Here is a 26,247-nt window from a genome sequence, read left to right as displayed (position 1 = left end):
GTAACATATCCTGGCTATGGTGTAAGGCATGTATCGCGCCAACACACGAGATATAGAAGTCGTCGTCGAACCCTTTTATCTGGAGGAGCAATCCGACCCGGACGACAATCGCTATGTGTGGGGTTACCGGATCGTAATCAGCAACAATTCGGATCTGACCGTCAGACTCATCAACCGTTACTGGAACATCACCGATCAAAACGGCGTGGTGGATGAGGTGACCGGGCCAGGCGTCGTCGGTGAGCAACCCCGGCTGGAACCTGGCGACACCTACGAATACTCGTCCGGCTGTCCACTGGACACGCCATCGGGCCTCATGTTCGGGCACTACCAGATGGAAACCGACGCAGGCGAGTTTTTCGACGTAGAAATACCCGCCTTCTCGCTGGATTCTCCTGGTCTGCTCAGGGTACTGAACTGATCACTCGGCAGCCGTTGCGACTTCTTCAACCTCAAAACGGTAGGTCTTGGAGCAGAATTCGCAGGTGACGGCAATCTCGCCGTTTTCCTGGCTGGCATCGATCTCGTCTGCCGAGAAACCCTTCAGCACATTCTTGATCTTGTCGCGCGAACAGCTGCACCGGTCGAAGACTTCCCGGGCACCGAAAACGCGCACGCCACGCTCGTGGAAGAGACGATAGAGCAGCCGTTCCGTACCGACATGCGGGTCGGTCAGTTCATCGGCGTCGATAGTATCGACCAGCGAGCGGGCTTCAGTCCAGGCGTCGTCTTCCCTGTGAGTCTGAGCGCCGTCGTCTCCGTCGCCGCCGTGGAGGTCGGCGTGACGCATACGCTCAGGTGCTTCCGGCAGGAACTGCGCCACGAGCCCCCCTGCCCGCCAGCGATGGCGCGGCATGCCCGCTTCGTCGCGATCGAACAGTTCGGCAGCAGCCAGACGGACACGCGTCGGGATCTGTTCCGATTGGCGGAAATAGGTGCCGGCGATATCCTCCAGCGAGGTACCGTTGAGCGGCACGATGCCCTGATACGGCTGGGTGAATTTGCCCTGATCGATCGTGAAGGCGAGCACGCCTTTACCGAGCAACTGTTCCGGCTCGGTCTCGCCTGCGGCGACTGCCTTGTCGAGCAAAGCCTGATCGAAGCGTGCATAGGCGCGAACATCCTCCGGCGTCGAGAAGTCGGCGACGAGGAGATCGACCGGGCCATCGCCCTTCGTCTGCACCGTGAATTTGCCCTCGAACTTAAGGGACGTGCCGAGGAGCACCGTCAGCGCGATGACTTCGGCCAGAAGCCGGGCGACGGGTGCGGGATATTCGTGGCGCTCAAGGATCGCATCCAGCATGGGGCCGAGTTGGACGGCGCGGCCGCGCACGTCGAGGCCCTCTACCTGAAACGGAACAACGTGATCATCGCCGGCGAAGTCGAAATCGCCGAGAGCGCTTGCAGTATCGGACATGGTCTTACTCCTAGTCGTCAGAGCGGCAGACTAGAAAGCCTTTCCGCTCGCGCAGCCACGAGGCCATGAGGCCAAGCACAGCGCGTAGTATGGTTCAGATCGCGCCCAGGCACCATGCAAGAATCGACTTCTGCGCATGAAGGCGGTTTTCCGCTTCATCGAAGACGACGGATTGCGGACCGTCGATCACCTCGTTCGTCACTTCCTCGCCACGATGGGCAGGCAGGCAATGCATGAACAATGCATCCTTGCCGGCCTTCGCCATCAAAGCCTGATTGACCTGATAGGGCTGGAAGACGTTGTGACCACGGGCCCGATGTTCCTGATTCATGGAAACCCAGGTATCGGTCACCACGCAATCGGCTCCCTCGACCGCGCGGTCGGCGTCATGACCGAGCACGATCTGGGCACCCTCGTTGCGGGCCCAGTTCAGATAGTGATCCTTTGGCTCGGAACCAAGAGGCACGGCCATGTTCATCCGGTAGCCGAAGCGGGCGGCACCTTCGACCAAGGAATGCAGGACATTGTTGCCGTCGCCGGTCCAAGCAACCGTCTTGCCCTTGATGGGGCCGCGATGCTCCTCGAATGTCATGACATCGGCCATGATCTGGCAGGGATGGGTATCGTCCGTCAGCGCATTGATGACGGGGACCGTCGCATGTTCGGCGAGCTCCAGCATGCGGCTGTGCTCCGTCGTGCGGATCATGATCGCGTCGACATAACGCGAAAGTACTTTGGCCGTATCGCCGATCGTCTCGGCGCGGCCGAGCTGCATTTCGGTGCCGGAGAGGAAAAGCGTCTCGCCGCCAAGCTGGCGCATGCCGACATCAAAGGATACGCGGGTGCGGGTGGAAGGCTTTTCGAAGATCATCGCCAGCATCTTGCCTGCAAGCGGCCTGTCGCCCGTTCCGGCCTTGAAAGCCTGCTTACGCGCGATCGCGTCGTTCATGATGACCCTGAGATCGGATGCGGTTACCGCCGAGAGATCGAGAAAGTGTTTGGGGGAAGCCATTTCGTTCTTACCTGTCTGCTCCGCAAGGAGCGTCCGTCCATTCAAGCCGTCTTCTTGGTCGTCTGCGCGCGAATGCTTTCTGCAGCACGCTCGAGGCGAGAAAGCCCGTCGCGAGCCTCCTCCGCCGTGACGACGAGTGGCGGAAGCAGGCGGATAACGTTGTCGCCCGCCGGAACCCCTAGCAGACGAGCGGCGCGAATAGCCTGCAGCAGTTCGGATGATGGAACCGCTGCCTTGACCCCAAGCAACAGGCCCTCGCCGCGCACATCCTCGATGACGTCCGGATAACGATCCTTAAGGGAGGCAAGGCCCTGGCGGAAGACGAGCGCCACCTCACGCACGTGCTCAAGGAAGCCCTCGGCAAGAATGACGTCGAGCACTGCGCTGCCGACCGCCATCGCAAGCGGATTGCCGCCGTAGGTGGAACCGTGGGTGCCGACCTTCATGCCGGAGGCTGCCTCCGCCGTGGCAAGGCAGGCGCCAAGCGGGAAGCCGCCGCCGATACCCTTTGCGACAGCCATGATGTCCGGCGTGACGCCGGACCATTCATAGGCAAACAGCTTGCCCGTGCGGCCGACACCGGTCTGAACCTCGTCCAGGATCAACAGCAGGCCCTTCTCGTCGCAAATCTGGCGCAGCGCCCTCATGAACTCGTTGGTCGCCGGGCGGATGCCGCCCTCGCCCTGTACCGGCTCGATCAGGATGCCCGCGGTCGCATCCGTGATGGCGGCTCGAACCGCCTCGATATCGCCAAAGGGAACCTGGTCGAAGCCCGGCGTCTTCGGGCCAAAACCCTCCAGATACTTCTCCTGGCCGCCAGCAGCGATCGTCGCCAGCGTGCGGCCATGGAAGGCACCTTCAAAGGTGATGATGTGGAAGCGCTCGGGGTGGCCCTTGGAATACTGATAGCGGCGCGCCGTCTTGATCGCGCATTCGAGCGCCTCTGCGCCTGAATTGGTGAAGAACACCTTATCGGCGAAAGTGACGTCCGTCAGCCGCTTTGCAAGCGCCTCCTGGCCGGGAATTTCATAGATGTTCGATAGATGCCAGACCTTGTCGGCCTGCGCCTTCAAAGCCTTAACGACGTGCGGATTGCTGTGGCCGACCGACGTCACGGCAACGCCTGCCCCAAAATCCAGATAACGTTCGCCGTTTTCGGTTATCAGCCAGACGCCCTCACCTCGCTCGAACCGCAGAGGGGCACGAGAATAGGTGTCATATAGCGGCGCGGCTTCAGCCATGGCGCGGTCTCCTGTCGAGGTTGGGGCAACCGGACTCCGGCTAAAAACCGGGTCCGAAAAATTAAAAATGCCGCCTTTCGGCGGCGAGTGACACTATTTACTTTTCGCACTGCAATGTCAACAAACTGCGAGTTTACCGCGTGCTGCAACATAAAGCCAAAGGAACTTATTTTATTAACAGCTAATGTTGCAGAAATGACTCGCTCGGCCAGCAAGTTGGGGAAAACTTGAAATTCGATTCATCCGGATTCCCGCGACTCTTGTCACGGAGTCAGCCTCACACTAGGTTAAAACTCAATTACTAGACTGCATGCGGCGGAACTAGTCACCAAAATTAGTCAAGCGTTTCCTGCTTCGGACACATCCGAGGCAATGGTGAGGGATTCTGCCTTCACAACGCTAATCGGAGACAGGGCATGAACTGGACAGACGAGCGTGTCGAAAAACTCAAGAAGCTTTGGTCCGAAGGGCTGAGCGCGAGCCAGATCGCCGCACAGCTCGGCGGCGTGAGCAGAAACGCAGTCATCGGCAAGGTCCACAGGCTTAGCCTTCCTGGCCGCGCCAAGGCCGGCGGCACTGCGACGACCGTGCGCGCGCCGAAGCGCAATACCTCGGCTCCCCGCGCGCCGAACTATGCCTCGCGGATTGCAACCCGCACGGTCACGCGCCAGCAGGGCGCGACGATGCTCAAGGAAGAGATCGAAGTCGATCTGATGGCGGAAATGGAATATCGTCCGGCCGCGAACGTGGTCGTACCGATTTCCCGCCGTCTTGGCCTGACCGAGCTTACTGAACGCACCTGCAAGTGGCCGGTCGGCGATCCGCTGAAGGATGATTTCCATTTCTGCGGCTGCGAAAGCAACGACTCTTCTCCCTATTGCAGCTACCATCAGCGCTTGGCTTATCAGCCGGTCAACGATCGCCGCCGGGCAGCCGCCCGCGCAAACTAAGCCGGATAAGAGACAAAAAATAACGGGCCTCGCGGCCCGTTTTTTTATTTCCTCATGGGAGCGGCAATCAGGCTTCCATTGAATATCCCGCGCCGCGGACCGTGCGGATGACATCCTGCATGTTGGAGAAGTTCAGTGCCTTGCGCAGGCGGCCGACGTGGACATCGACCGTGCGCTCGTCGACGTAGATGTCGTGGCCCCAGACGCCGTCCAGAAGCTGAGAGCGCGAGAAAACGCGGCCGGGCGACGACATCAGGAACTCCAATAGACGGAATTCGGTCGGGCCGAGCCGGACTTCGCGGCTCTTGCGATGAACACGATGGGTCTCGCGGTCGAGCTCTATGTCGCCGCATTTCAGGACTGTGGAGAGGACCTCGGGCTTGGCGCGGCGCAGCATGGCCTTGACGCGGGCAACGAGTTCCGGTGTCGAGAACGGCTTGACGACATAGTCGTCGGCGCCGGTCGAAAGACCGCGCACGCGCTCGCTCTCTTCGCCGCGGGCCGTCAGCATGATGATCGGCAGACGCTCGGTCTCCGGCCGCATGCGCAAGCGGCGGCAGAGCTCTATGCCGGACACGCCCGGCAGCATCCAATCGAGGATCAGAATGTCCGGCGTACGTTCCTGAAGCCGTATCTCGGCCTCGTCGCCACGCAGGATGGTATCAACTTCAAAACCTTCGGCTTCAAGATTATAGCGAAGGAGCACGCTGAGTGCCTCTTCGTCTTCAACGACTGCAACTCTCGGGATCATTCGATTACTGTCTCCTGGGGGCCGGATTCGGAGGTTATTCCGTTACCGCGCCGACGGTGTTGGCGGTATCGTCCTTCGGACGCTCGCCTTCCGGCTGGGCACCGGTCGCCATGTAATAAATGGTTTCGGCAATATTGGTGGCGTGGTCACCGATGCGTTCGATGTTCTTCGCGCAGAAGAGAAGATGCGTGCAACTGGTGATGTTGCGCGGATCCTCCATCATGTATGTCAAAAGCTCGCGAAACAGCGAGGTGTACATCGCATCGATTTCTTCATCGCGCTCGCGGATCGACTTGGCCTTGTCGGCCGCACGGCTCGTGTAGACGTCAAGCACTTCCTTGAGCTGGACGAGCGCCAGTTCGGAAAGGTGCTCCAGACCGCGCGCGAGCTTTCGCGGAACGCCAGCGCTCTGAACGGCGATGACGCGCTTGGCAGTGTTCTTGCCGAGGTCGCCAACGCGCTCAAGATCAGCCGCGATGCGGATCGAACCCATGATTTCGCGAAGATCGGAAGCCATCGGCTGCCGGCGTGCAATCGTGACGACCGCCTTTTCGCCGATCTCGCGCTCGGCATGGTCGAGAATCACGTCGTCCGAGATGACCTTCTGCGCCAGGGCGGTATCGCTATTCACCAGCGCTCGGACGGCGTCCGACACCATCTGTTCGGCAAGCCCGCCCATCTCCGAAATGCGGCGGGACAGGAATTTGAGATCGTCGTCGTACGCAGAAAAAATATGTGTCGATGCCATGGGGAACGTCCTTGATTGTCTCTACATTTCTGACGCCAAAGATCAGCCGAAGCGGCCCATGATGTAGTCCTGGGTGCGCTGATCGTCCGGATTGGTGAACATCTTGTCGGTATCATTCTCCTCGACGAGATTGCCGAGGTGAAACATAGCGGTTCGCTGCGAAACACGGGCAGCCTGCTGCATGGAGTGCGTCACGATGACGATCGTGAAATTCTCGCGCAGCTCATGGATCAGCTCTTCGATCTTCGCGGTGGCGATCGGATCGAGTGCCGAGCACGGCTCGTCCATCAGAATGACTTCGGGGCTGACGGCGACGGCGCGGGCAATGCAGAGGCGCTGCTGCTGGCCGCCGGACAGCCCGGTGCCGGTTTCGTGCAGGCGATCCTTGACTTCGTTCCAAAGGCCGGCGCGCTGCAGGCTGTGTTCAACGATCTGGTCCAGATCGGCCTTCGACTTCGCAAGACCATGGATGCGCGGGCCGTAGGCGACGTTCTCATAGATTGACTTCGGGAAAGGGTTCGGCTTCTGGAAGACCATGCCGACGCGGGCACGAAGTTCGACAACGTCGATATCCGGATCATAGATATCGTCGCCGTCGAGAGTAATCTTGCCGGTAACGCGGCAGTTGTCGATCGTATCATTCATACGGTTGAGACTGCGCAAGAAGGTGGACTTCCCGCAGCCGGACGGGCCGATGAGTGCGGTAACGGTGTTTTCGCGGATGTTCAGCTTCACGTCGAAAAGCGCACGCTTGTCGCCATAGTAAACCGAGACGTCCTGGCCGATCATCTTGTACGGGATCGTATTCATTCGTTTGTCCAGAGCCTTCTCAACTGCTGCTTCGGTTAACATGTTCATGAATATGTACTCCGTTTACCAGCGACGCTCAAAGCGACGGCGCAAGAGAATGGCTCCAAAGTTCATGACAATCAGGAACAGGAGCAAGACGATGATGGCACCAGAGGTGCGTTCGACGAAGGCGCGTTCTGCTTCGTTGGCCCACATATAGACCTGCACCGGCAGCGCCGTGGACGGATCGAGCGGGGTGGCCGGCGCGCTTGCAACGAAGGCGACCATGCCGATCAGGAGAAGCGGCGCCGTTTCGCCAAGCGCGTGCGCCAGGCCGATGATCGTGCCGGTCAGGATGCCGGGCATCGCCAGCGGCAGGACGTGGTGGAACACCATCTGCATCTTCGAGGCGCCGAGGCCAAGAGCAGCCGCGCGGATCGACGGCGGCACGGCGCGCAGCGCGGCACGGGTTGCGATGATGATCGTCGGCAGCGTCATCAGCGACAGCACCAGGCCGCCGACCAGCGAAGCCGAACGCGGCAGGCCGGCGAAATTGATGAAGACGGAGAGGCCGAGCAGCCCGTAAACGATCGACGGCACGGCTGCGAGGTTATTGATGTTCACCTCGATCAGATCCGTCACCTTGTTCTTGGTCGCGAATTCCTCAAGGTAGATCGAGGCGGCAACGCCGATCGGCAGCGAAAGAACCAGAACGATCAACATCAGGTAGAGCGAGCCGACGAGAGCCACGCCGAGACCGGCAGCTTCCGGGCGGCTGGAATTGCCGTTGGTGAAAAGGCCGGTATTGAACTTCTTGAAAAGTGCACCGCTTGCCTTCAGTTCGTTCATCCAGCCGACTTGCTTGTCGTTCACCTTGCGGTTTTTCTCATCAACAGAGAGGTCAATCTGGCCCTTGTTGGCGCTATCGACATTGGCATCAGCCAGAACCGTGACGTTGACGGTCTTGCCGATGAGCGACGGATCGGCGACGACCATGTCGCGCAGTTGGATCGGCGCGCCCTTGGAAGGCATGGCCGTCGCGTCACGGACGTCCGGACGGCTGGAAGGGTTGAGCTTCAGCTGCTTGACAATCGCATCGCGCAGCAGCGCCCCGTAGTTTGCCGCAATCAGCACCGACGGATCGGTAGCGCGCTTGTTGCTCGGATCGATGGTCTTCTCGGTAAATTCAACCGGCAGCGTGATCGCCGTCTGCTGGAAGGCCGTGTAGCCGTTGCGAACAACCGTCGACAGCAGGATCGCCAGGAAAATCAGGCCGAAGGAGATGGCGGCAATACCATAGGCCCTAAAACGGCGCTCCGCGGCATAGCGGCGCTTGATGCCTATATCGCGGCGCTCAGGTGCTTTCGAAATTGTGCCTGCAGCAGGGGAAAGAACATTCGTCATTCGTACTGCTCCCGGTATTTGCGCACGATGTAGAGGGCGTAGATGTTCAGGCAAAGCGTGATGAAGAAGAGCGTGATGCCAAGCGCGAAAGCGACCAGCGTTTGCGGCGAGGTGAATTCAAGGTCGCCCGTCAACTGATTGACGATCTTGACGGTGACCGTGGTCATCGGCTCGAAGGGATTGATCTGCATGCGCGCGGCGACACCTGCCGCCAGTACGACGATCATGGTCTCGCCGATGGCGCGTGACGCCGTCATCAGCAGTGCTCCAACAATCCCCGGAAGGGCTGCCGGAAGCACGACCTTCTTGATCGTTTCGGAGTGTGTGGCGCCAAGTCCGAGCGAGCCATCACGCAGCGCACGCGGCACGGCGGTGATGATGTCATCCGAAAGCGAGGAAACATAGGGGATCAGCATGATACCCATGACGATGCCGGCGGTCAGAACGCTTTGCGCCTGAATGAAATTGGCATAGTCGCCGGTCAAAAGCCCGTTCACCTGCGAGGATAGGTCGCGCAGGAAGGGGCCGACGGTCACAAGCGCAAAGAAGCCATAGACAATCGTGGGAATGCCAGCCAGGACTTCAAGAAGAGGCTTGGCGAGCGAACGCACCTTCGACGACGCGTACTCAGCCATATAGATGGCCGCGAAAAGACCGACCGGAACCGCCACAAGCATGGCGACGAAGCCGATGTAAAGCGTGCCGAGCAGCAGCGGGATGAGACCGAACTGGCCGAAAGAAGAGCTGCCCGCACCGGCAAAACGCGGATCCCAGACCGTACCGAAGAAGAAATCGGCTGCCGGAACCGCAGCGAAGAAGCGGACAGCCTCCGACAGCATCGAAAGAACAATGCCGATCGTGGTCAGGATTGCGATGGACGACGCAACGAGCAGTCCCCAGAGCATGACACGTTCAACACGGTTACGAGCCCGGAAGCGCAATGCGATCCCACGAAGCGCATAGAAAGCGCCACCAATGCCAAGCAAAAAGATGGCGCCAGTCATGATCATGCGGCTGCCCGCAGACTGAGCGTTCAACAATTTCGCCGCATCGATCATGAAGGGCTGCGGCTCGCCGGCGAGCGGAACACCCTTCTCGCTGAGCTTTGCCTGAACAGCTGCGGGCTCGGAACCGAGTGCGCTGGTTTCATCCGGCGTCAGCAAGTTCAGGCCTCGGGCGATGGTCGCTACCATGCTGAAGCTCAGGTCCTGCTCGGCAGCCGTCTTCGCCTTCACATCATCGGGGAACGCATCGCGGACACGCGACTCGATGATGCCGGGGCTAACGGCAAGCCACATGCAGAGAAGAAGAAGAGCGGGGAGCGTCGCGCAGATGGCTGCATAAGCACCGTAATAGCCCGGCCGCGAATGCAATGCGGACAGCTTGCCGCCGGCAAGCGCCATGGCGCGGCTGCGTGCGGCCATATAGGCCAGCGCGCCAAGCACCACGAGACACAAGAGTATAATGGATGTGCTCATTCGTTAGTCCCCAGGCCCATAGCCCCTAAGCGCGGACAGGAAAGTCCCGCGCGGCTCCCATCATGGAGAAACTTTAAAACTTTGCCACCAACCGGACAAAGGTCACTAGCATTCAAGGAAAAATACCGGCGCGAGCCCCCAGGCATCGCGCCGGCACCGTTATTACATGGTCTTTTCAGCTTCGACGTTCTTGCGGATTTCGTCGCGCTCGGCATCCGGCGCTGCGACAAGACCGTATTCGACGAGCGGGCTGTCGGGGCCGATCATCTGCTCAGAAACGAAGAAGTTGACATATTCCTTCAGGCCCGGAACGGCGCCGAGATGTGCCTTCTTGACATAGAAGAACAGCGGGCGGGAAACCGGATAGGTGCCGTTGGAAATGGTTTCCGTCGACGGAACGATGCCGCTCATGGTCGCGACCTTGAGCTTGTCGGCATTGTTTTCGTAGAAGGAGAGGCCGAATACGCCAACGCCGGTCTTGTTGGCAGCGATGCGTGCCAGCGTTTCCGGATAGTCGCCGTCGATGTCAACAGCAGCGCCGTCCTTGCGAACTGCGACGCAAGCCTTTGCCTGGGCGGCCTTGTCGGTGATTTCCTTGGCGATGACGTCCTGAGCGCCTGCAGCCTTGCAGCCGGCAGCGAGAACGTTCAGTTCGAAGACTTCGCGGGTGCCGTGCTTTTCGCCCGGGATGTAGGCGGCGATATCAACAGCCGGAAGCTTCGGGTTGACTTCGGACCACTTCTTGTAGGGGTTGGCAACGAGCTTGCCGTCAACGACGACCTGCGCTGCGAGAGCCTTGTAGATGTCTTCCGGAACATAAGCGACGTCCGGGTTGGATGAGTCGGTTGCGAAGACGATACCGTCGTAGCCGATCTTGACTTCCTGGATATCGGTTACGCCAGCAGCCTTGCAGGCTTCCATCTCATTCTTGTTGATCGGGCGCGAAGCGTTTGCGATGTCGATCGTGTCTTCACCAACGCCCTTGCAGAATTCCTTGAGGCCTGCGCCCGTGCCGCCGGATTCAACGACCGGCGTCTTGAAGTTTGTGAAGGTCTCGCCGAAGGACTCGGCAACGATCTTCGCGTAAGGCAGAACGGTGGACGAACCAGCGATCTGAACCTGGTCACGAGCGGCAGCGGCGCCTGCGAAGGCGACGGTGGCAGCAAGCGCTGCGACGGTTAGCTTAAGAGTGTTCATCAAAAATCTCCCGGCATGTAGACTTGTGTAAGCAGGGCCCCCAGGACCCGCATTGCCTTTCATCGGCAGGCTCTCTTTACTGCCTGATGCACCGCCCTTTTATGTCATTTCAATGAAACATTTATGACAACATAAATTACTGAAACTAAATAATAAATTTCGTCGAAATGCTCACACGACCCGGCTTTGTGTCAGAACCTTACGGTGAAGTCCGTTCCCCTGCCGACCTGGGACTTGACGATCAGCCGTGCCCGGTGGCGCGTGAGGATATGTTTGACGATCGCAAGGCCAAGTCCGGTGCCTTTTTTGGAACGGCTGTCCTCGATACTGACGCGATAGAAGCGCTCCGTGAGGCGCGGCACATGCTCGGCAGGAATGCCCGGTCCCTTATCAGCAACGCTGACTTCGACCGGCTCGCCGGGCGCATTGGTGATCCGCACATCGACCACCTTGCCTTCCTGACCGTACTTGCACGCATTCTCCATCAGATTCTCGAAAACCTGAACCAACTCGTCGCGGTCCCCGAGAACCTCTGCTTTGCCTTCCGGCAGGTGCAGATTGATCTCGACTCCGACGTCCCTGGCGAGCGGCAGGAGCGCATCCCTGACATGACCGAGCAGCGGCACAAGATCGATCTTTTCGTCCGGCGCGATATGCGACTTCAGCTCGAGACGGGAAAGCGAGAGGAGATCGTCGACAAGGCGGCTCATGCGCGTCGTCTGATCGAACATGATGCCAAGGAAGCGCTCCTGCGCTTTCGGATCGTTCTTAGCCGGCCCCTGGATGGTCTCAATGAAACCGCGCAGCGACGCAAGCGGGGTTCGAAGTTCGTGGCTGGCATTGGCCACGAAATCCGACCGCATGCGATCGATGCGCCGCACTTCGGAAATGTCGCGAAAGGAAAGCATGAAAAAACGCTCGCCGTTCCCGGCGGCGCCAAAATCGATCGGCGCGCTTCGAACGATATAGACACGCTCCGACGGCAGACGCTCGGAATGCTCGATCTGGTTGGGGGCATTGGTGGAAATCGTCTCGGCGACCATGTCCAAGATGCCCGGCGAGCGCAGGCGCGCAGAAATATGGGCGCCGATCACGACCTCGCCGAAGGCCTTTTCGGCAGCGCGGTTCTGGAAGAGGACGGAGGCATCGCCCGAAAGCAGCATAACCGGAATGTCGAGGCCAGCCAGGGTTGCGGAGACCGCTGGCAGCAGGCTCGCCGGAGCGTCAGGCTCGATTTCCGGTATTTCCGCAAGCTTCGCCTGCACTGCCGGCACGCTGTTCACGAGCACGACGAAGATCATAAAGAGGAGCAGCCCCAGCACGACCCACTTGTTCATGCCGGCCGCAAGCGCAATCAAGCCAATGAGGATCGCCGCAAGCAGCACCCCTCGCTGCTGCCGAATGCGGGCCATGAGCCCCTTTGTCCATGGCATTTCGTCTTCCAAGTGTCCCTCGCCCAGGTCGAGCCGTTTTATAGGTTCAAACTCTGCCTGATAGCCGCCATTCATGACAGAAGTATTCGGCCGGAACCACCTGTCGACAGGGTGCAGCCGAAAGTCACAGGAATTTTGCCGCTCGCAGGAAGTTTGATTTTCATCGGAAAGTGTGATCGCCTGCGAAGAGCCAAGGACCGAGGGAGGACATTATGGCCGAGGATGTCGAAAGCCGCGCGGTTGAACTGGACATCAAAGGCAAGAAACGCGTCTTCGATATCGATGATCCGGTGCTGCCGGACTGGATCGACGAAGACACGCTGGAATCCGGAGGGTTCCCTTATAAGAAGAAGCTGGACGAGGAAACTTATCTCGACGAGCTGACAAAGCTGCAGATCGAACTCGTCAAAGTGCAGTTCTGGCTGCAGGCGACCGGCAAACGCGTGATGGCGTTCTTCGAGGGGCGCGATGCAGCCGGCAAAGGTGGCGCTATTGCGGCGTGTTCCGCCCACATGAATCCGCGTCTTGCCCGTGCGGTCGCGCTTGCCAAGCCGAATGACCGGGAGGCTGGGCAATGGTATTTCCAGCGCTATATCGCTCAGTTCCCGACGGCCGGCGAGATCGTGCTCTTCGACCGTTCCTGGTACAATCGTGCCGGCGTCGAGCCGGTCATGGGCTTTTGCACGCCGAAGCAATATGAGGATTTCCTCAAGCAGGCACCACAGCTTGAGAAGGGGATTGCGCAGGAAGGCATCTACTTCTTCAAATTCTATCTGGATATCAGCCGCGAGATGCAGTTGCAGCGCTTCCATGACCGAAGGCACGATCCGCTGAAAGTCTGGAAGCTCTCCTCCATGGATATCGCGGCGCTGACGAAATGGGGGGATTACAGCGAAAAGCGCGACCGTATGCTCAAGGAAACGCACACCGATTTCGCGCCCTGGACGGTCATCCGCGCCAACGACAAACGGCGGGCGCGACTGAACCTCATCCGTCACATGCTGCAGCGCATGGATTACGATGGCAAAGACGACAAAGCGATCGGCGAGCTGGACAAGAAGATCATCGGCTGGGGGCCGCATTTCTTGAAATAAGCGCTCATTGCCCCGGCAGGACACGCACGGCGTAGAGATTGATGCCGCGTGCCTTGCCGTCGACATCGCTATTGATCAGGAGCTTTCCAGCGGCATTCGGCGCCATCGATCGGTCGAAGGTAACCTGAAGCAGAGCATCGGACTTTTCGCGCGTGATACTGAAGCGATGGCGGGCGCAATTGCCAAGCGTCTGAAAATCGCATTCGACCGTGATCTGTGTCGGCTCATCGCTCGTCGACTGCAGCGTGATCGCAATCGTCGATGATTTGCCGGCGAGCTGCTGGAGCACGTCAGGCGGAACGGCGATCGCAATATTGCCATCGGCGCCGTTGCTTTCGGAAATCAGTCGAACGGCAGGACCGTCGTTCTCGGCGACGTTTTCCGTGCGCGCCCGAGCTCCGCTTTCGATCTTGGCTGCTTCGGATGGTTTGAATACCTCGATCCACTCCGCGGAGAAGCTGTTCTGCGGATCGATTGCCACAGTTTGATCGGCAGGCGGCCCCGAATTCGCAGCATCTTCGTCTGTGCCGTCGAAGTCCTCGGGCTCGGTGCTGGCGGGCGGATTGGCAACGCCGGTATCCCGTTCGGCGGCCGTCAGGAAGAGGCCGGACGTGTAGGTCCACCAGGCACCCATGCCGATGAAGGCAATCAAGACGCACCAGACGAGCAGCCGCGAGAAAAATTTGCGCGGCTTGCGGCGCTTTGCAGCGCCCTCCGGCCGAAAGTTCATTCTGGCCGCGGCCGGGCTCTCGGCTGCAAAACCTTCGTCCGCCTGCGGCGCGGCGCCAAGATGGTCGGAGGTCCCGGCGTGGACATCATCAAGGCTCGACTCGTCGTCGGCGGCCCTTGCTTGCGAATAGGCTCGCGTTTCGCCGCCGACCTGGGGCGCATCATCAGCAAAGCGTTCGCCGTGCGTGGCGGGTAGCGGAATTTCAGCGACCGGAGGAACAGGGACTTCCGGCGGAGCCGTGCGCGGATGCAGGCGCTCGCGCTCTTCCGCCTCGATCATGTGGATCGTCGCCTCAAGCCGATGGCGATGACGGGCAACGGCTTCGCGCTCGGTGATATCCTGCTTTCGAAGGCCAGCCTCCAGTGCCTGACGGGCCGACTGATAAATCCTTGCCCGGACCTCCGGATTGTCGCGATCGGAATTGCTAAGCGCTGTTCTGATAGCCGTTTCTAATCCGCTCACATCCGATCCTTCATGCTGAGATCAGGCATTACCCGAAGTCTTTATAAATACCTAACGAACTTCGGTAGCGGCAACGGCCGAAAACCGCAAGCCTGCCGCTGGCGGCATGCTTGATAGTCAGCGGATAAAGGTGGCGGGATCAAGAATAGCCCAAATGTCCGGCCTTGATGAAGAGCGCTCAGCCGCGCTTTTCCTCGCGCATCAAGTCTGTTATCAGATTGACGCTTTCGTAAACGTCAAACATATGGTGACGCAATGGCCGTTCTGCCCAAAATCCTCACGGAAAACTTGAGGCTGCCGGTCCTCGCCTCGCCGCTCTTCATCATTTCTCATCCGGCACTGACGCTGGCGCAATGCAAGGCAGGCGTGATCGGCGCCTTTCCGGCGCTGAATGCCCGGCCGGAAAGCCAGCTCGACGAATGGCTGGCGATGATCACCGAGGACATTGCCGCATACAACGCCGCCAATCCGGAGAAACCTGCGGCGCCATTCGCCGTCAACCAGATCGTCCATATGTCGAACAAGCGGCTGGAGCACGACCTGCGGCTTTGCGTCAAATACAAGGTGCCGATCGTGATTTCCTCGCTCGGGGCGGTGCCCGAAGTGAATGCCGCCGTACACTCTTACGGCGGCATCGTCCTCCACGACGTCATCAATAACCGCCATGCCAACTCCGCGATCCGCAAGGGTGCCGATGGACTGATCGCCGTTGCCGCGGGCGCCGGCGGCCATGCGGGCACGCTGTCGCCATTCGCCCTGGTGCAGGAGATCCGTGAGTGGTTCGATGGACCGCTGCTGCTGGCGGGCGCCATCGCCAATGGCGGCGCCATCCTTGCGGCACAGGCGATGGGAGCCGACATGGCCTATATCGGAACGCCATTCATCGCGACCGAGGAGGCGCGCGCCGCCGACGCCTACAAGCAGGCGATCGTCGCAGGTACTGCAAACGATATCGTCTATTCCAACTATTTCACCGGCGTGCATGGCAACTACCTGAAGCCATCGATCCATGCCGTCGGCCTCGACCCCGACAACCTGCCCGTCGCGGACCCGTCAAAGATGGATTTCGAGCAGGCAGTTGGTGGCGCAAAGGCCTGGAAAGACATTTGGGGCAGCGGCCAGGGCATCGGCGCCGTCAAAGCTGTCGAGCCGGTGTCAAAACTCGTCGACAGGCTGGAACGCGAATACCGGGCCGCCCGGTCGCGCTTGGCCCTCTAAGACGCGCAGGCTTCCACAGCAGATGTCTTTTTTACCAAAGGCATGACAGGGCGCTTGAAATCTTCGAACAATGCCTGTATCAGCGCCATGCAAATCGCGGGCCGCACAGTTCGGCCGTCAAGTTGCCGCTTTAGCTCAGTCGGTAGAGCACATCATTCGTAATGATGGGGTCACGTGTTCGAGTCACGTAAGCGGCACCATTTACCTCGGAAAAATCGATAAAAATCAGTTAGCTAGCGAAGAAGCACGGAGCTTTTTCCACTCTACTTCACCTTAGCAACGTCGGTGGGAAGCTACGACACGGTGACGCGCGCTAAGCAAGACCAGCAAAGTAACCGGGCGCTCTGAAGTTGCGCCGAGAAAATTCCTTCCGCGCCGCCTCGCAGCCGGTCGCTATCCGAAAGCCGAATGAAAAGGGCGCGAAGAACCCCACCCCTCCCAAGGACACGGTGCTCTAATCGGGAAAACGGTATTTAAAATGCTCGATCTCGGGGCCGAAAAGCCGTTCGACGCGTTCGCGGTCGCCCGGTTTATAGTAGCTGCAAATATCGGGTCTCGTTGGGTTCGCCTTCGCTCTTGTCAGAAAGCGATCATCAAACGGCAGGCCGAGTCTGTCGCATATCAAGCGTAGATCATCCGAGAGGCGCTCCTGCCGCCCTACGAAATCCACAACGATCTCGTCGTTGTGGGTGTAGAGCGGCCAGGATTCCCAGTTAATACGCTCCCTCTTGGCGGCGCCTTCTTCAATCAAGCGGAGCATTTGCGAGAAACTCGGTCGCGTTTCCGACTTCCTGTAGTGCCAATTGTAAAGAGAAACGGCACGCTCGAACGGATTCCGCACGAAGCAGAACTTAAAATACTGTTTCCAGGCAGAAGGATCGAAGGCCTCGATTTCGCGTGCGCCTGAGTGATCCGCGAGCTTGCCTGCAAAGCGACGGCTAAGAGCAGCCCCGGCCAATGAATCGACGTTGCCCTTGCGGACGAGCGTTTTCGCGATCCTTAATGGAGAGAGATGGCAGAAGATAGCGATCAATGCTAGCCAATTTGCACTCGCTCCATTATCGAGTGAATCCTTCCAGGACCCGAGTTGCATATCCCATGGCCCGAATTCGCGAGCAAGATAGGCGGAGATCGTACTGCCTGCGGTTTTAGGTACGTGGATGAAAATGAATTTATGGCGACGGGATATAATCATTGCCTAGCCAGCTCCTTAACCGGGAACGTTGAACCCGCGAGTGATCATACGACGACCGCAGCAAGCTGGCACCAATGTCCGCCGTCGTAACGCTCGCCCAACCACTTTGGCGATGTCGCGGGAGCGAGGAAGATAAACTGCCTTCGAAAGACTTCAGGTCGCATCGTAATCTGGCATCGAGACTACAAATCCCATAATATTAAGGGTACCTTATAGACTTGTGTGCCTGCCAGGGGGGACTGGGTCATGGAACGCCGGCTTGTCGCGGTTCTCGCTGCTGATGTGGCCGGATATAGCCGTCTCATGGAGTCTGACGAAGAGGCCACGACTGCCACTTTGTTCGCGTACCGCACTGTTGCCCGGGAAGTTATCGTCGTGCACCGCGGTCGCATATTCAACACCGCTGGCGATAGTATAGTCGCGGAATTCCACAGTATTGTGGACGCGTTGCGCTGCGCTGTCGAGATTCAACACGAAATCGAGGATCGCAACGCTTCAGTCCCTGAAAACCGGCGCATGCGTTTTCGCATCGGCGTCAATCTCGGCGACATGATCGCCGAGGAGAACCATCTTTACGGGACCGGCGTGAACGTCGCAGCGCGCCTGGAACAAATGGCCGAACCCGGAGGAATTTGCATTTCGCAGCCGGTCTATGATCAGGTTCGAAGAGTCGTTGAAATGGCGTTCGAGGATATCGGCGAGTGTCGATTGAAAAACATTTCCGATCCAGTGCATGTATATCGCCTCCTACCGGAGCAAGTAACACGGTCTGGACGCTTAGCTCTTCCTTACAGCCGCCGGCGCCTCGGTCTCGCTGCAGCTTTTGTCGCTTTGCTTTTGATGGCTATAGTTGGCGGTTCCTATTTGCTTTGGCCGTCCGCGGTGCAGAACGTCGTGTTCGGTGATAAATCTTCACTTCCGGAACATTCAGCCATAGCCATTCTCCCCTTCGACGATCTGAGCCCCAAGGCGGATCAGCAGTATCTCGCTGATGGAATTACGGAAGAGTTGAGTACGGCATTGGCTAAGTTTCCCGATCTGACGGTCATGGCTCGGAGTTCGACCGCTGCGTACAAGGACAAGGCGCTGGACATCCGAAAGATCGCGAAGGATCTGAATGTCCATTACATCGTGGGAGGCACTCTACAACGGTCCGACCACTCGATTCGCGTGACGGCGCAGTTGATCGATGCAGATTCGGGGCGCCAGATCTGGGCTGACCGATATGATCGGCAGTTGGACAACATATTCGAGGTTCGGGACGATATTGCGCGGTCGATCGCCGGGAGTGTCATGGGGACGCATGGCAAGCTTGCCGATGCCGAACTTGCGCGCCTAGCCGGGAAAAACCCGAACAGTTTCACGGCCTACGACTATCTTATGAAAGGCTGGCAAGAGTGGTCAAATTTCACGCGCGAGGGAAATCTGGCCGCGCGCAGTCTGTTTGAGAAGGCGCGGCAGGTAGATCCGAACTATGCCCGTGCTTATGCCGGCCTCGCCTGGACATATTCCCTGGATTACGATTTTGACTGGACCGATAATTACGACGAGACCTTAAGGCTCACGCTTGAGATGGCCGAGAAAGCGGTCCGCCTCGATAGCAGTGATTATCGTAGTCATTGGGTGCTGGGCTGGGCTTATCTTTATCACCACGAGTACGACAAGGCGATGGCGAGTTACTCGCGCGCTCGAGACCTGAATCCAAACGACGCTGAGCTCCTCGCGGAAATGGCCAATCTCCTGATTTACGTTGGCCAGCCTGAACAGGCCGTCGCTCAGCTAAAGGAGGCAATTCGTCTCAACCCATTCCACGAGGACTGGTATGTCGAATATTTGGGATGGGCTTATCAGGAGGCTGGCATGCCTTCGGAGGCGGTCACTACGCTTGAAGAAGTAGTCAATCCGAATCCAACTGAGGAGCAACTGTGGCTTTTGCCCAGTCTGGCGGCAGCCTATGCTGACCCAAAAGTTGGCCGAACCGATGATGCGCATAAGATTGTCAAAGAGATTTTGACGCTCGATCCGACGTTCTCGTCTGCAGGTTTTGCCGAAGCTCGTCCTTACAAATTGAAGGAGCAACGCGATCGGCGAGTAGAAACGTTACGCCGGGCGGGGCTACCTAATTGAGATAAAGAGGTACTGACGACAGAGCCAGCTAGTATCTTACCGGAGGGGTTGCTTGGCGGATGGCGGTGGGGGTTCAGGATGATGTGTAGCGGGGGATACGATCATGCACGAAGAGGTTCATCAGCCGTGGAAGGGACATAGCGTTCCGTCGCCAAGCGAGGCACAAAACGAACCACGCCACAAAGATACGGCCAATCTCGGGTGCGGCTCCGCGCCCGTTCGGTCCTTTTCGGAAGGACTTCAAGTTGGGCAAATCAACTGTCCGGTCCTGCTCATGAACCTGCCGCTGTCGCTCTCTACGCAGGTCCCCAACAATGCCTGGATGAACGATATAGGTGTTAGTGAGCGGGGCATTCGCCTGGATCGAGCGGTCTCACAGTTTCAGGAACTGTACAAGCACGTTACCCGGCAAGCGATTGTCTATCTTCTGCCAAGCCATTTTGGGCTGCAGGACCAGACATATGTATCGAACCTTGGAGTCGTATTGCCGCATTGCAAAGAGGATACGGTCATCGTTTCGCGGTTTCGAACCGAGCCTCGCGTGGGAGAGGCCAGAATCGGTGCCGACTTCTTCAAATTGATGAACTTCGCCGTTGAGCAACCTCCCGAGACCATCGACGGGGAGCCGGTCTACCTGGAGGGCGAGGCGGACTTCAAGTGGATACGGGGCAACCTCTATATCGGGGCGCATGGAACGCGCAGCTCGCGCAATGCATTGACGTGGGCCGCCGAGCGTTTCGAAATGGAAGTAATCCCATTTCGCGTTGCCGATCCATATCTGTATCACCTTGACTGCTGGGTCTTTCGCCTCACTGAGGAAGCGGTAATATTGTGTACTTCGGCTGCTGATCGGACCTGTGTTCGCGAGATCGAGCGGCATTGCGAAATCATCGATATTTCGCCAGAGGAAGCGCGCGCGGGGATCGTCAACAACCTGTTGCTTCCGAGTGAAGTTCTGTGTGATTCCAATATTCGCGAACTTGAAAGCGGAAGCCCGAAGTACGCAATGGAAAAAGCAAAGATTGATCGGCTGGAAAAAATCTGCGCCCGTTTCGGCCGTGAATTGACCGTCTTCTGTATGTCTGAATTTTACAAGTCAGGCGCGTTGCTGTCTTGTTTAGTCATGCACCTCAAGCATGCGGCCAAGCAAAGCCCGTAACGTGCTTCCTCGCCGGTTGCTCAGGCATATGCGCGGCGATCCTTAGATACCGGAAGGCTCGTAGTCACGGGCTGGCAGGGGGATACTAGCTGGTAATAGCGCGCCGCTCTTCACGTTTCACATGTCGTTATCTCTGCAATACATGTAGGCCGCCGCAAACTCTATTATTTTAGCAAGGAATAATATATTCTGAAAAAGCATCAAGCGACTGCAATTCTACTCTCATGTCGTATTGTCCACCAATGAAGGAAAATATGTCAAAGCCGAATGCACCAATTTTGCTTGATAATGAAGCATTCATGATGGATTTGTTCATCGCGATCATAAATGTCATGGACCTTGACCCAGATATAAAGAAGGGCTGGCTACAAGGTCTTCAAAATCGCAAGATAGCCAATAAAGAGTTCGTCAATGCGGGTAGCACCTCGCAATTTAAAACGTTGGTGGACGGCGAACTCGATCTTCTGGAGAAACTAAGAAAACAAATACCCAATCCAACAACAACCGCTTACCAGAAGGCTTGGTTAGAGAATATCACCTCGGATGAAGCCATTCTCAGGAGCTTTTAGCCCACAGGTTCCGGGCATAGCGGCTGCCTAGCTCCAGCTGCCCGACAGTCCGATCCAAACGCTCGGGCTCACACACGCGATGACTTGATGGTAGGAGCGCGGAGTGCTGTCGCGTAAGCGCTCGAAGACTCGGTCGCGCCTAACGGTCACCCGCAATCGCGCCTCGCGGGCGGATGCGGCAGCATTCCTTGAACGTCTTGCCTGAACCGCAAGGGCACGGATCGCCGCTGCGGCGCTGCAGCCGGCCGACCAGAGGAAGCGTCACTGCGGAAGGCAACAAGGCTGCCAGAAAGGCCACAAGCTTGGCCGAGATGCCCGGCACGACGAGGCGACGTCCGGATTTGAACCCGCGCCAGGCGCTCTCGGCGACACGATCGGCATCCAGCTTGGGCAAGACTTTGAAGAGCGTCGCACGACCGGCGCCGGATTTTTCAAGGAACTCCGTCGACACCGGTCCAGGCGCGACACATGTAACGGTTACCCCCGTGCTGCGCAGCTCCTGATGCAGCGCTGCCGAGAAGGAGCGCACGAAGGCCTTGCTGGCATAATACAAGGCCATATTCGGCCCGGGAGCAAAACCCGCTATGGAGCCGAGATTGAGCACTCCGCCCCGCCCGCGCGCCGCCATTCCCGGCAGAAAGCGCAGGGTCAGGTCGGTGAGTGCACGTATGTTGAGATCAACGATACCAAGCTGGTCACCGGCCGGGATGAGCGTCGCCGCACCGCGCAGACCGTATCCGGCGCTGTTGACGAGGACATCGCAGATCAACCCGTTTGAGGTCAGGAAGTCCTGCAGGCGCGCCGACGCATCCGTTGAAAGAAGGTCCAGCGCGAGAGTGAATGCCTCGCCGCCCGCCTGTCGCACATCCGCTGCGGCAGCATCCAGGTCCTCGGGCGAGCGCGCGACGAGCACGACCACAGAACCTTCGCGGGCGGCGACTTTGGCGATTGCCCTGCCGATGCCACGCGACGCACCGACCACCACGACAGCCGGCCGGAACCCATCATAAAGGGTCATGTGGCTGTCCCTATCGCGGGTCCGGCCATGGTTCCGCTTTGCTGAGCAGCGCCGTTTAACTCACTGGCGACTTCACCGTTCAAAATTCTTTCGAACCGCTCCAAAGCTCGCGCCACATTGGCGCCATCCATGACTCTGTGGTCGTAGTGGATGCGAACCGTTACCGATCCATCAGCCAGGATGGGCCCGTAGTTGAAAATCGTGGTCAGCGGCGAAAGGGGATTGAGGGACTCTGCCCCGAGGCCGGAATAGACCGACAGCTGGAAAGTGCCGAAACGGCGCCCCCGCTGCCGCCCAATATTGAGCCCAAGCCACATCAGCAGCCACCTCAAAGGCGCCGGCATGCGGGCAAACTTCAACGCCCGCCGAAATTCCTTGATTTCCTGGACCGGGCGTGAACGAGCCGCATGGATGAGCGCCTCAAGCTCCGTGATGGACCGCCGCTCCACTCCCTTGATGGAACTCAGCAAGACGATTCGTTCACCGTCATGCTCGCGCTCGTGGGCAATGGAGGCCACGCTTTCAGGATATTCATAGAGTTGCGGTCTCGGAAATTTGATGTACGCGCGCCTAAGGTCGGGTATCTCTTGGGAGAGAAGGGCATAGCCCTTCAAGAACAGGACGGTCCAGGACGGCTTGCTTTGTTGCATCATTCGAGCTGCCTGGAGCGGACGGACGTTCATATGCCGCTGCACGGTGACCCGTGGCACGCCGATCGAGAACCTCATCAGGTCTCCGACAAGGCGTCGTGCCGCCGAAAGCTTGATGGTTCGGCCTCGCATCATTCCCCCATTAATAAAGATACGGAATAAGGCGCTTGGTCCTCTCCATATAGTCGCGGTACCGGGTCCCGAAAATTTCCAGCATCATACGCTCTTCCTTGTCGACCCGGAGAAAAAACAGGATTGCGAAGCCGACCAGGCCCGCAAGTCCGACCACCCAGTTCGCTATCAGAAAGGCCTGGCCCAAGGCCATGAGCAGGAAAGACGTGTACATGGGGTGGCGAATGAGAGCATAGGGCCCGGTGGAAATCAGCTCGTGCTTCTCGCGAATCTCCAGTGAGATGGACCAATTGCGGCCGAGTTCCTTGTGGGTCCGGCGAAAGACCCAAATCGCGCTGGCGAACAGAATTGCTCCAAAAACCACAGCCCAGGCACGAGGCGTGTAGTCGCCAGCTTCCGGGACACCGGTGGCAACATAGAAGCCCGGTATGACGGCAAGGCCGAGAAGAGCCGATGCAAGGCCGACGTTTTCGACAAGCGTCCGGCGGCTGCTCACGACACGCACGCGCTTCGCCCGGCGCTCGAAAGGACGGCGAACGATGTACCAGGCAACAATGCCAAGCACCCACGCGATTTCACCGGCAGCGCCTAACGATAGGTTCAATTCAATTCACCTGAGCATTTGAGAGATCTGCGAACATGGCGAAACACATATCATCGTCACCGCTCATGTCGACTGAAAACGCCGAGACGCGAGCCCCGGACGCGAATCCAGACATGTGACCCCGCGTTGCGGATCACATTCAACCTGTATTCATCTCTCTGAGCTCGGTCACGAATTGCTGCGGCCTGAGCCAGATACTGGGAGTCTCATACCCCATGGAGCGCGCGATTTCGCCGACCCATGCGTTGCAATTGGAGACTGTCGCCTGCCAGAACTTGGATTTGGCCTGCAGCTGGTGGATGTAGGCCACCGTTTTGTTGTATTCGGCTTCTGTCAGGATAACTCGCCAGCTGGCGGACCTGTATTCCTCTTCCAGGTCGCCGTCGGTCGGCCCGGTCGTCGCAGGCACAGGGATGAAATGGCCCAGAACATAAGGTGCCGCGTCGGGCGACGCCGGCGCAAGGCCAGCGACTTGTGGATTGACGATCGCTCCAGCTTTGTTCACCTGGCCGAAAACTACATAGGTGTGTCCGTAGCTGAGCGCGTAGCGAGAGCGGAATTCAATGGCATACCGACCGGCCGCATTTTTGGACGTCTGGGTAGCTGTCACGCCCCTGGTATCCGTCACATAGCGCGGCTGGGGACTCTTGTCTTCCGATTGACAGGATGCGACCGCGAGTGCGAACACGATCACAAGCGATAGACGGCCTCCTCGAAGCAACATCCGTGCTCTATTCCCTCTGAACTCTGAATAAGAAGACTTGCAAGGCCAACCCTTCACCAGATCACTGGCGGCCTGCATTAAAGCTGCAGGCGGTCTAGCGCTGTGTTGCAATGGCGATGGTGGGGAGGGCCAATGGCCCTTCCCCAAGGACCAAAGGTCAGCTGTTACTTATATACAGGTGCCGGCTCTGCGACCGGTGGCGGGGCCTTCCCCTTGCCTTTACCAACCCAGCCGCAACCGCTCAGGCTGGCGACCGAAAACAAGGCAGCTATTGTCACGATTAGAAGTCTGCTCATCAAGAAGTCCTCTCCTTAGCACGGAATAGGTTTATCGAAGGCAACATTTATACTAATAGCGGCAAAATGCGTTTCGGCAAGTGCAGAAAGGCAACACTTTGCATCGGTTTATGCTCACGAGCTGATTTACCCTTCTGCAGCCGGGGATAGACATGCCCCTGCGATAGGTAAAGATGAGGTTGTCTCATCTTTCAGATCACCAATACCGGGGTTCCTGTCGGCGCTCGGGCGTAGAGATCGACAATATCCTCATTCGTCAAACGGATGCATCCGTTGGACACCGCCTGCCCGATCAACCAAGGTTCGTTTGTTCCGTGAATCCGGAAATAAGTGTCTTGTGCGCCGCGGTAGAGATAAAGCGCAGCCGCGCCGAGAGGATTGTTTTCCCCGCCGGGAACACCGCCTGCGTACTGCGCCAGACGCGGCTTGCGCTCTATCATGCTGGCGGTCGGCGTCCATGAAGGCCATTCCGCTTTACGGCCGACCGTTGCCCGCCCCTTGAGCGTGAGCCCCTCCTCGCCGACGGCAATGGCATAACGCCTCGCCCGGCCGCCGCCCTCGACCAAGTAGAGACGGCGCTCCATCGTGTTGACGACAATCGTTCCCGGCGATTCATTTCCATAATAGTCCACCTCCTGTCGCCGGTAGCGAGAACTGAGGCGCGGGTAGGCAAATGACGGTTCGAATTGCCAGCCCCCTGAAGCACATCCAGAAACCAGGAAGCCCAGACTGGCCAGCATGAGGCCCCGGCGCGTAATACGGTCGTTGTCCATCTTTACCTGCTAAGCAATTGATTGCCCCTTCATCATAGTCTTACCATCCAAGTGGCGGCTGGCCAAGCCTTAGACTTCACCCGGTAACATCAAGTCATGCGGTGACTGTGGCTTTTAAGCACGATGGACCTATTTGGTCTTGATAACCTATTCGAATCGCTCGCCAGCAAAAGGCAGCGAAGAGGACGGAGATGCAGCGCTCGCCAGCGGAACAAGCGACGTTCCTTCCCGCTGATCAAATGGCTTGCATCATCGCTCTGCCTCTGCTCGACTTGGTGCGGTGGGGTAATGAGGATGGACACGAATGAAGCTTGACTTCGAGGGGAAAGTCGCGCTGGTCACCGGCGGCGGCTCGGGCATAGGGGCCGCTATTTCACGGCAATTGGCTGGGCAGGGGGCGGAGGTTATCGTCGCTGATGTTGATTCGGAGGCAGCGCGCACCGTTGCGGCCGAGATCCATTCAGAGGGCGGCCGGGCCAGGGATTTCGCAGTCGATGTGACCGACGCCGGGGCTGTGGAAAAGTTGGTCCGGCGCACTGTCGAGACATGCGGCGGTTTGGATCTGGCCGTCAACAACGCGGGGGTTGATGGCCCGCGCAAGGTGACGGCAGACTACCCGCTCGACGAATGGTGCAGGCTGATCAACGTGAACCTGAACGGCGTGTTCTACTGCATGAAATACGAGATAGCGGCCATGCTGGAACGCGGCGGCGGCGCCATCGTCAACATGTCCTCCACTCTCGGTTCTGTTGGAGTACCGTTTGCCGCCGGTTATACGGCCGCCAAGCACGGCGTTGTCGGGCTGACCAAGGTTGCCGCGATCGAGTATGCGAGAATGGGGGTCCGAATCAACGCTGTGGCACCCGGCTGGATCGAAACACCGCTCTTGGCCGAGCATCCGATGGTAACAAACAGCCGGCGGATGGCATCGCTTCAGCCGATGGGAAGGCTTGGCAAGCCGGAGGAAGTCGCCGCTCTCGTAAGCTTTCTCCTGTCCGAGCAGGCCAGCTTTATCACCGGCAGCTACCACCTGGTGGACGGAGCTTATACCGCCCACTAGGCGTAGGCGAACGGTT

26 protein-coding genes and 1 tRNA gene are annotated in these 26,247 nt (G+C 58.5%); 9 read left to right on the top strand and 18 right to left on the bottom strand.

Annotated features, from left to right (window positions below):
* Positions 1-28 precede the first annotated feature (28 nt).
* The gene (apaG, locus tag HGP14_RS02290) at positions 29-421 is read left to right on the top strand and encodes a Co2+/Mg2+ efflux protein ApaG (protein WP_168828224.1); all 393 of its coding nucleotides are present in this window, start codon (positions 29-31) and stop codon (positions 419-421) included.
* Here apaG and HGP14_RS02285 read toward each other — a convergent pair whose 3' ends face one another.
* From HGP14_RS02285 to HGP14_RS02275, 3 genes are all read right to left on the bottom strand, one after another.
* Complete coding sequence (locus tag HGP14_RS02285) at positions 422-1,417, bottom strand: Hsp33 family molecular chaperone (protein ID WP_168828223.1); 996 nt, start codon at positions 1,415-1,417, stop codon at positions 422-424.
* 94 nt (positions 1,418-1,511) lie between these two features.
* Positions 1,512-2,429 carry an ornithine carbamoyltransferase gene (gene argF, locus HGP14_RS02280; protein ID WP_168828222.1) on the bottom strand — a complete coding sequence of 306 codons (918 nt, stop codon included), beginning with the start codon at positions 2,427-2,429 and terminating at the stop codon, positions 1,512-1,514.
* A 41-nt stretch (positions 2,430-2,470) separates the two neighbouring features.
* Complete coding sequence (locus HGP14_RS02275; protein ID WP_168828221.1) at positions 2,471-3,670, bottom strand: aspartate aminotransferase family protein; 1,200 nt, start codon at positions 3,668-3,670, stop codon at positions 2,471-2,473.
* Between the two features lie 416 nt (positions 3,671-4,086).
* On the opposite strand from HGP14_RS02275, the gene HGP14_RS02270 reads away from it, so the two are divergent.
* Complete coding sequence (locus HGP14_RS02270; RefSeq protein WP_168828220.1) at positions 4,087-4,620, top strand: GcrA family cell cycle regulator; 534 nt, start codon at positions 4,087-4,089, stop codon at positions 4,618-4,620.
* A 67-nt stretch (positions 4,621-4,687) separates the two neighbouring features.
* On the opposite strand, the gene phoB is transcribed toward HGP14_RS02270, so the two are convergent.
* From phoB to phoR, 7 genes are all read right to left on the bottom strand, one after another.
* Positions 4,688-5,371 carry a phosphate regulon transcriptional regulator PhoB gene (phoB, locus tag HGP14_RS02265; RefSeq protein ID WP_022714998.1) on the bottom strand — a complete coding sequence of 228 codons (684 nt, stop codon included), beginning with the start codon at positions 5,369-5,371 and terminating at the stop codon, positions 4,688-4,690.
* A 34-nt stretch (positions 5,372-5,405) separates the two neighbouring features.
* The gene (phoU, locus tag HGP14_RS02260; RefSeq protein WP_168828219.1) at positions 5,406-6,119 is read right to left on the bottom strand and encodes a phosphate signaling complex protein PhoU; all 714 of its coding nucleotides are present in this window, start codon (positions 6,117-6,119) and stop codon (positions 5,406-5,408) included.
* Between the two features lie 42 nt (positions 6,120-6,161).
* Positions 6,162-6,977, bottom strand: coding sequence for a phosphate ABC transporter ATP-binding protein PstB (gene pstB, locus HGP14_RS02255; protein WP_168828218.1), 816 nt, complete (start codon positions 6,975-6,977; stop codon positions 6,162-6,164).
* Between the two features lie 15 nt (positions 6,978-6,992).
* Positions 6,993-8,312, bottom strand: a complete 1,320-nt coding sequence (pstA, locus tag HGP14_RS02250) for a phosphate ABC transporter permease PstA (protein ID WP_168828217.1) — start codon at positions 8,310-8,312, stop codon at positions 6,993-6,995.
* Complete coding sequence (pstC, locus tag HGP14_RS02245; protein WP_168828216.1) at positions 8,309-9,790, bottom strand: phosphate ABC transporter permease subunit PstC; 1,482 nt, start codon at positions 9,788-9,790, stop codon at positions 8,309-8,311. Before pstC ends, pstA begins: the two co-directional genes overlap by 4 nt.
* 162 nt (positions 9,791-9,952) lie before the next feature.
* Positions 9,953-10,987, bottom strand: a complete 1,035-nt coding sequence (locus HGP14_RS02240) for a substrate-binding domain-containing protein (RefSeq protein WP_168828215.1) — start codon at positions 10,985-10,987, stop codon at positions 9,953-9,955.
* Between the two features lie 191 nt (positions 10,988-11,178).
* Positions 11,179-12,399 (bottom strand): phosphate regulon sensor histidine kinase PhoR, encoded by a 1,221-nt coding sequence (gene phoR / locus HGP14_RS02235; protein ID WP_168828743.1) that lies wholly within the window; start codon positions 12,397-12,399, stop codon positions 11,179-11,181.
* 233 nt (positions 12,400-12,632) lie between these two features.
* Between phoR and ppk2 the strand changes: the two genes are divergently transcribed.
* Entirely contained in the window at positions 12,633-13,514 is an 882-nt protein-coding gene (ppk2, locus tag HGP14_RS02230) for a polyphosphate kinase 2 (RefSeq protein ID WP_168828214.1), read from the top strand.
* Between the two features lie 4 nt (positions 13,515-13,518).
* Here ppk2 and HGP14_RS02225 read toward each other — a convergent pair whose 3' ends face one another.
* Positions 13,519-14,706, bottom strand: a complete 1,188-nt coding sequence (locus tag HGP14_RS02225; RefSeq protein ID WP_168828213.1) for a regulator — start codon at positions 14,704-14,706, stop codon at positions 13,519-13,521.
* Between the two features lie 255 nt (positions 14,707-14,961).
* Here HGP14_RS02225 and HGP14_RS02220 point away from each other — a divergent pair, with 255 nt between their 5' ends.
* Both HGP14_RS02220 and HGP14_RS02215 read left to right on the top strand, forming a co-directional pair.
* Complete coding sequence (locus HGP14_RS02220) at positions 14,962-15,924, top strand: nitronate monooxygenase family protein (RefSeq protein ID WP_168828212.1); 963 nt, start codon at positions 14,962-14,964, stop codon at positions 15,922-15,924.
* 124 nt (positions 15,925-16,048) lie between these two features.
* Positions 16,049-16,124: transfer RNA gene (locus HGP14_RS02215), tRNA-Thr, on the top strand.
* A 254-nt stretch (positions 16,125-16,378) separates the two neighbouring features.
* Here HGP14_RS02215 and HGP14_RS02210 read toward each other — a convergent pair.
* A complete protein-coding gene (locus HGP14_RS02210) occupies positions 16,379-17,119 on the bottom strand; it encodes a sulfotransferase family 2 domain-containing protein (protein WP_168828211.1) in 741 nt (246 codons plus the stop codon).
* Positions 17,120-17,365: 246 nt separating this feature from the next.
* Here HGP14_RS02210 and HGP14_RS02205 point away from each other — a divergent pair, with 246 nt between their 5' ends.
* The 3 genes from HGP14_RS02205 to HGP14_RS02195 all read left to right on the top strand — a co-directional run bounded on the left by HGP14_RS02205 (position 17,366) and on the right by HGP14_RS02195 (position 20,974).
* Complete coding sequence (locus HGP14_RS02205; RefSeq protein WP_168828210.1) at positions 17,366-19,246, top strand: adenylate/guanylate cyclase domain-containing protein; 1,881 nt, start codon at positions 17,366-17,368, stop codon at positions 19,244-19,246.
* 103 nt (positions 19,247-19,349) lie between these two features.
* Positions 19,350-20,405: a dimethylarginine dimethylaminohydrolase family protein gene (locus HGP14_RS02200; RefSeq protein WP_168828209.1), complete on the top strand. Its 1,056-nt coding sequence runs from the start codon at positions 19,350-19,352 to the stop codon at positions 20,403-20,405.
* Positions 20,406-20,659: 254 nt separating this feature from the next.
* Positions 20,660-20,974 (top strand): hypothetical protein, encoded by a 315-nt coding sequence (locus tag HGP14_RS02195; RefSeq protein WP_168828208.1) that lies wholly within the window; start codon positions 20,660-20,662, stop codon positions 20,972-20,974.
* Between the two features lie 139 nt (positions 20,975-21,113).
* Here the strand turns inward: HGP14_RS02195 and HGP14_RS02190 are convergent, their stop codons facing one another.
* The 6 genes from HGP14_RS02190 to HGP14_RS02165 form a co-directional block, all read right to left on the bottom strand.
* Positions 21,114-21,992: an SDR family NAD(P)-dependent oxidoreductase gene (locus HGP14_RS02190; RefSeq protein WP_168828207.1), complete on the bottom strand. Its 879-nt coding sequence runs from the start codon at positions 21,990-21,992 to the stop codon at positions 21,114-21,116.
* Positions 21,989-22,774 (bottom strand): 2-oxo acid dehydrogenase subunit E2, encoded by a 786-nt coding sequence (locus HGP14_RS02185; RefSeq protein WP_168828206.1) that lies wholly within the window; start codon positions 22,772-22,774, stop codon positions 21,989-21,991. The genes HGP14_RS02190 and HGP14_RS02185 overlap by 4 nt, the downstream gene beginning before the upstream one ends.
* A 10-nt stretch (positions 22,775-22,784) precedes the next feature.
* Positions 22,785-23,378, bottom strand: coding sequence for a protein-S-isoprenylcysteine O-methyltransferase (locus tag HGP14_RS02180; protein WP_168828205.1), 594 nt, complete (start codon positions 23,376-23,378; stop codon positions 22,785-22,787).
* Between the two features lie 139 nt (positions 23,379-23,517).
* Complete coding sequence (locus HGP14_RS02175) at positions 23,518-24,102, bottom strand: hypothetical protein (protein WP_168828742.1); 585 nt, start codon at positions 24,100-24,102, stop codon at positions 23,518-23,520.
* A 164-nt stretch (positions 24,103-24,266) separates the two neighbouring features.
* Positions 24,267-24,398, bottom strand: a complete 132-nt coding sequence (locus tag HGP14_RS35385; RefSeq protein ID WP_168828204.1) for an ABC transporter — start codon at positions 24,396-24,398, stop codon at positions 24,267-24,269.
* A gap of 191 nt (positions 24,399-24,589) precedes the next feature.
* A complete protein-coding gene (locus HGP14_RS02165) occupies positions 24,590-25,171 on the bottom strand; it encodes a L,D-transpeptidase (RefSeq protein ID WP_168828203.1) in 582 nt (193 codons plus the stop codon).
* A 304-nt stretch (positions 25,172-25,475) separates the two neighbouring features.
* On the opposite strand from HGP14_RS02165, the gene HGP14_RS02160 reads away from it, so the two are divergent.
* Entirely contained in the window at positions 25,476-26,231 is a 756-nt protein-coding gene (locus tag HGP14_RS02160; protein ID WP_168828202.1) for an SDR family NAD(P)-dependent oxidoreductase, read from the top strand.
* Positions 26,232-26,247: the final 16 nt, after the last annotated feature.

Origin of the sequence: Rhizobium sp. P32RR-XVIII (assembly GCF_012641395.1) — a bacterium.
GTDB lineage: Bacteria > Pseudomonadota > Alphaproteobacteria > Rhizobiales > Rhizobiaceae > Rhizobium.
This window is presented reverse-complemented; position numbering and strand designations above follow the sequence as displayed.

What these genes read in the sequence shown, in the direction of transcription:
- HGP14_RS02220 (WP_168828212.1), top strand. Translation starts at nt 14,962, where the DNA reads ATGGCCGTTCTGCCCAAAATCCTCACGGAAAACTTGAGGCTGCCGGTC.
- pstB (WP_168828218.1), bottom strand. Translation starts at nt 6,977, where the DNA reads ATGAACATGTTAACCGAAGCAGCAGTTGAGAAGGCTCTGGACAAACGA.
- HGP14_RS02200 (WP_168828209.1), top strand. Translation starts at nt 19,350, where the DNA reads ATGCACGAAGAGGTTCATCAGCCGTGGAAGGGACATAGCGTTCCGTCG.
- HGP14_RS02210 (WP_168828211.1), bottom strand. Translation starts at nt 17,119, where the DNA reads ATGATTATATCCCGTCGCCATAAATTCATTTTCATCCACGTACCTAAA.
- HGP14_RS02240 (WP_168828215.1), bottom strand. Translation starts at nt 10,987, where the DNA reads ATGAACACTCTTAAGCTAACCGTCGCAGCGCTTGCTGCCACCGTCGCC.
- HGP14_RS02185 (WP_168828206.1), bottom strand. Translation starts at nt 22,774, where the DNA reads ATGCGAGGCCGAACCATCAAGCTTTCGGCGGCACGACGCCTTGTCGGA.
- HGP14_RS02190 (WP_168828207.1), bottom strand. Translation starts at nt 21,992, where the DNA reads ATGACCCTTTATGATGGGTTCCGGCCGGCTGTCGTGGTGGTCGGTGCG.
- HGP14_RS02275 (WP_168828221.1), bottom strand. Translation starts at nt 3,670, where the DNA reads ATGGCTGAAGCCGCGCCGCTATATGACACCTATTCTCGTGCCCCTCTG.
- HGP14_RS02205 (WP_168828210.1), top strand. Translation starts at nt 17,366, where the DNA reads ATGGAACGCCGGCTTGTCGCGGTTCTCGCTGCTGATGTGGCCGGATAT.
- ppk2 (WP_168828214.1), top strand. Translation starts at nt 12,633, where the DNA reads ATGGCCGAGGATGTCGAAAGCCGCGCGGTTGAACTGGACATCAAAGGC.
- HGP14_RS35385 (WP_168828204.1), bottom strand. Translation starts at nt 24,398, where the DNA reads ATGAGCAGACTTCTAATCGTGACAATAGCTGCCTTGTTTTCGGTCGCC.
- HGP14_RS02285 (WP_168828223.1), bottom strand. Translation starts at nt 1,417, where the DNA reads ATGTCCGATACTGCAAGCGCTCTCGGCGATTTCGACTTCGCCGGCGAT.
- apaG (WP_168828224.1), top strand. Translation starts at nt 29, where the DNA reads ATGTATCGCGCCAACACACGAGATATAGAAGTCGTCGTCGAACCCTTT.
- HGP14_RS02160 (WP_168828202.1), top strand. Translation starts at nt 25,476, where the DNA reads ATGAAGCTTGACTTCGAGGGGAAAGTCGCGCTGGTCACCGGCGGCGGC.
- pstA (WP_168828217.1), bottom strand. Translation starts at nt 8,312, where the DNA reads ATGACGAATGTTCTTTCCCCTGCTGCAGGCACAATTTCGAAAGCACCT.
- phoR (WP_168828743.1), bottom strand. Translation starts at nt 12,399, where the DNA reads ATGGCCCGCATTCGGCAGCAGCGAGGGGTGCTGCTTGCGGCGATCCTC.
- HGP14_RS02165 (WP_168828203.1), bottom strand. Translation starts at nt 25,171, where the DNA reads ATGGACAACGACCGTATTACGCGCCGGGGCCTCATGCTGGCCAGTCTG.
- phoU (WP_168828219.1), bottom strand. Translation starts at nt 6,119, where the DNA reads ATGGCATCGACACATATTTTTTCTGCGTACGACGACGATCTCAAATTC.
- pstC (WP_168828216.1), bottom strand. Translation starts at nt 9,790, where the DNA reads ATGAGCACATCCATTATACTCTTGTGTCTCGTGGTGCTTGGCGCGCTG.
- phoB (WP_022714998.1), bottom strand. Translation starts at nt 5,371, where the DNA reads ATGATCCCGAGAGTTGCAGTCGTTGAAGACGAAGAGGCACTCAGCGTG.
- HGP14_RS02270 (WP_168828220.1), top strand. Translation starts at nt 4,087, where the DNA reads ATGAACTGGACAGACGAGCGTGTCGAAAAACTCAAGAAGCTTTGGTCC.
- HGP14_RS02195 (WP_168828208.1), top strand. Translation starts at nt 20,660, where the DNA reads ATGTCAAAGCCGAATGCACCAATTTTGCTTGATAATGAAGCATTCATG.
- argF (WP_168828222.1), bottom strand. Translation starts at nt 2,429, where the DNA reads ATGGCTTCCCCCAAACACTTTCTCGATCTCTCGGCGGTAACCGCATCC.
- HGP14_RS02175 (WP_168828742.1), bottom strand. Translation starts at nt 24,102, where the DNA reads ATGTTGCTTCGAGGAGGCCGTCTATCGCTTGTGATCGTGTTCGCACTC.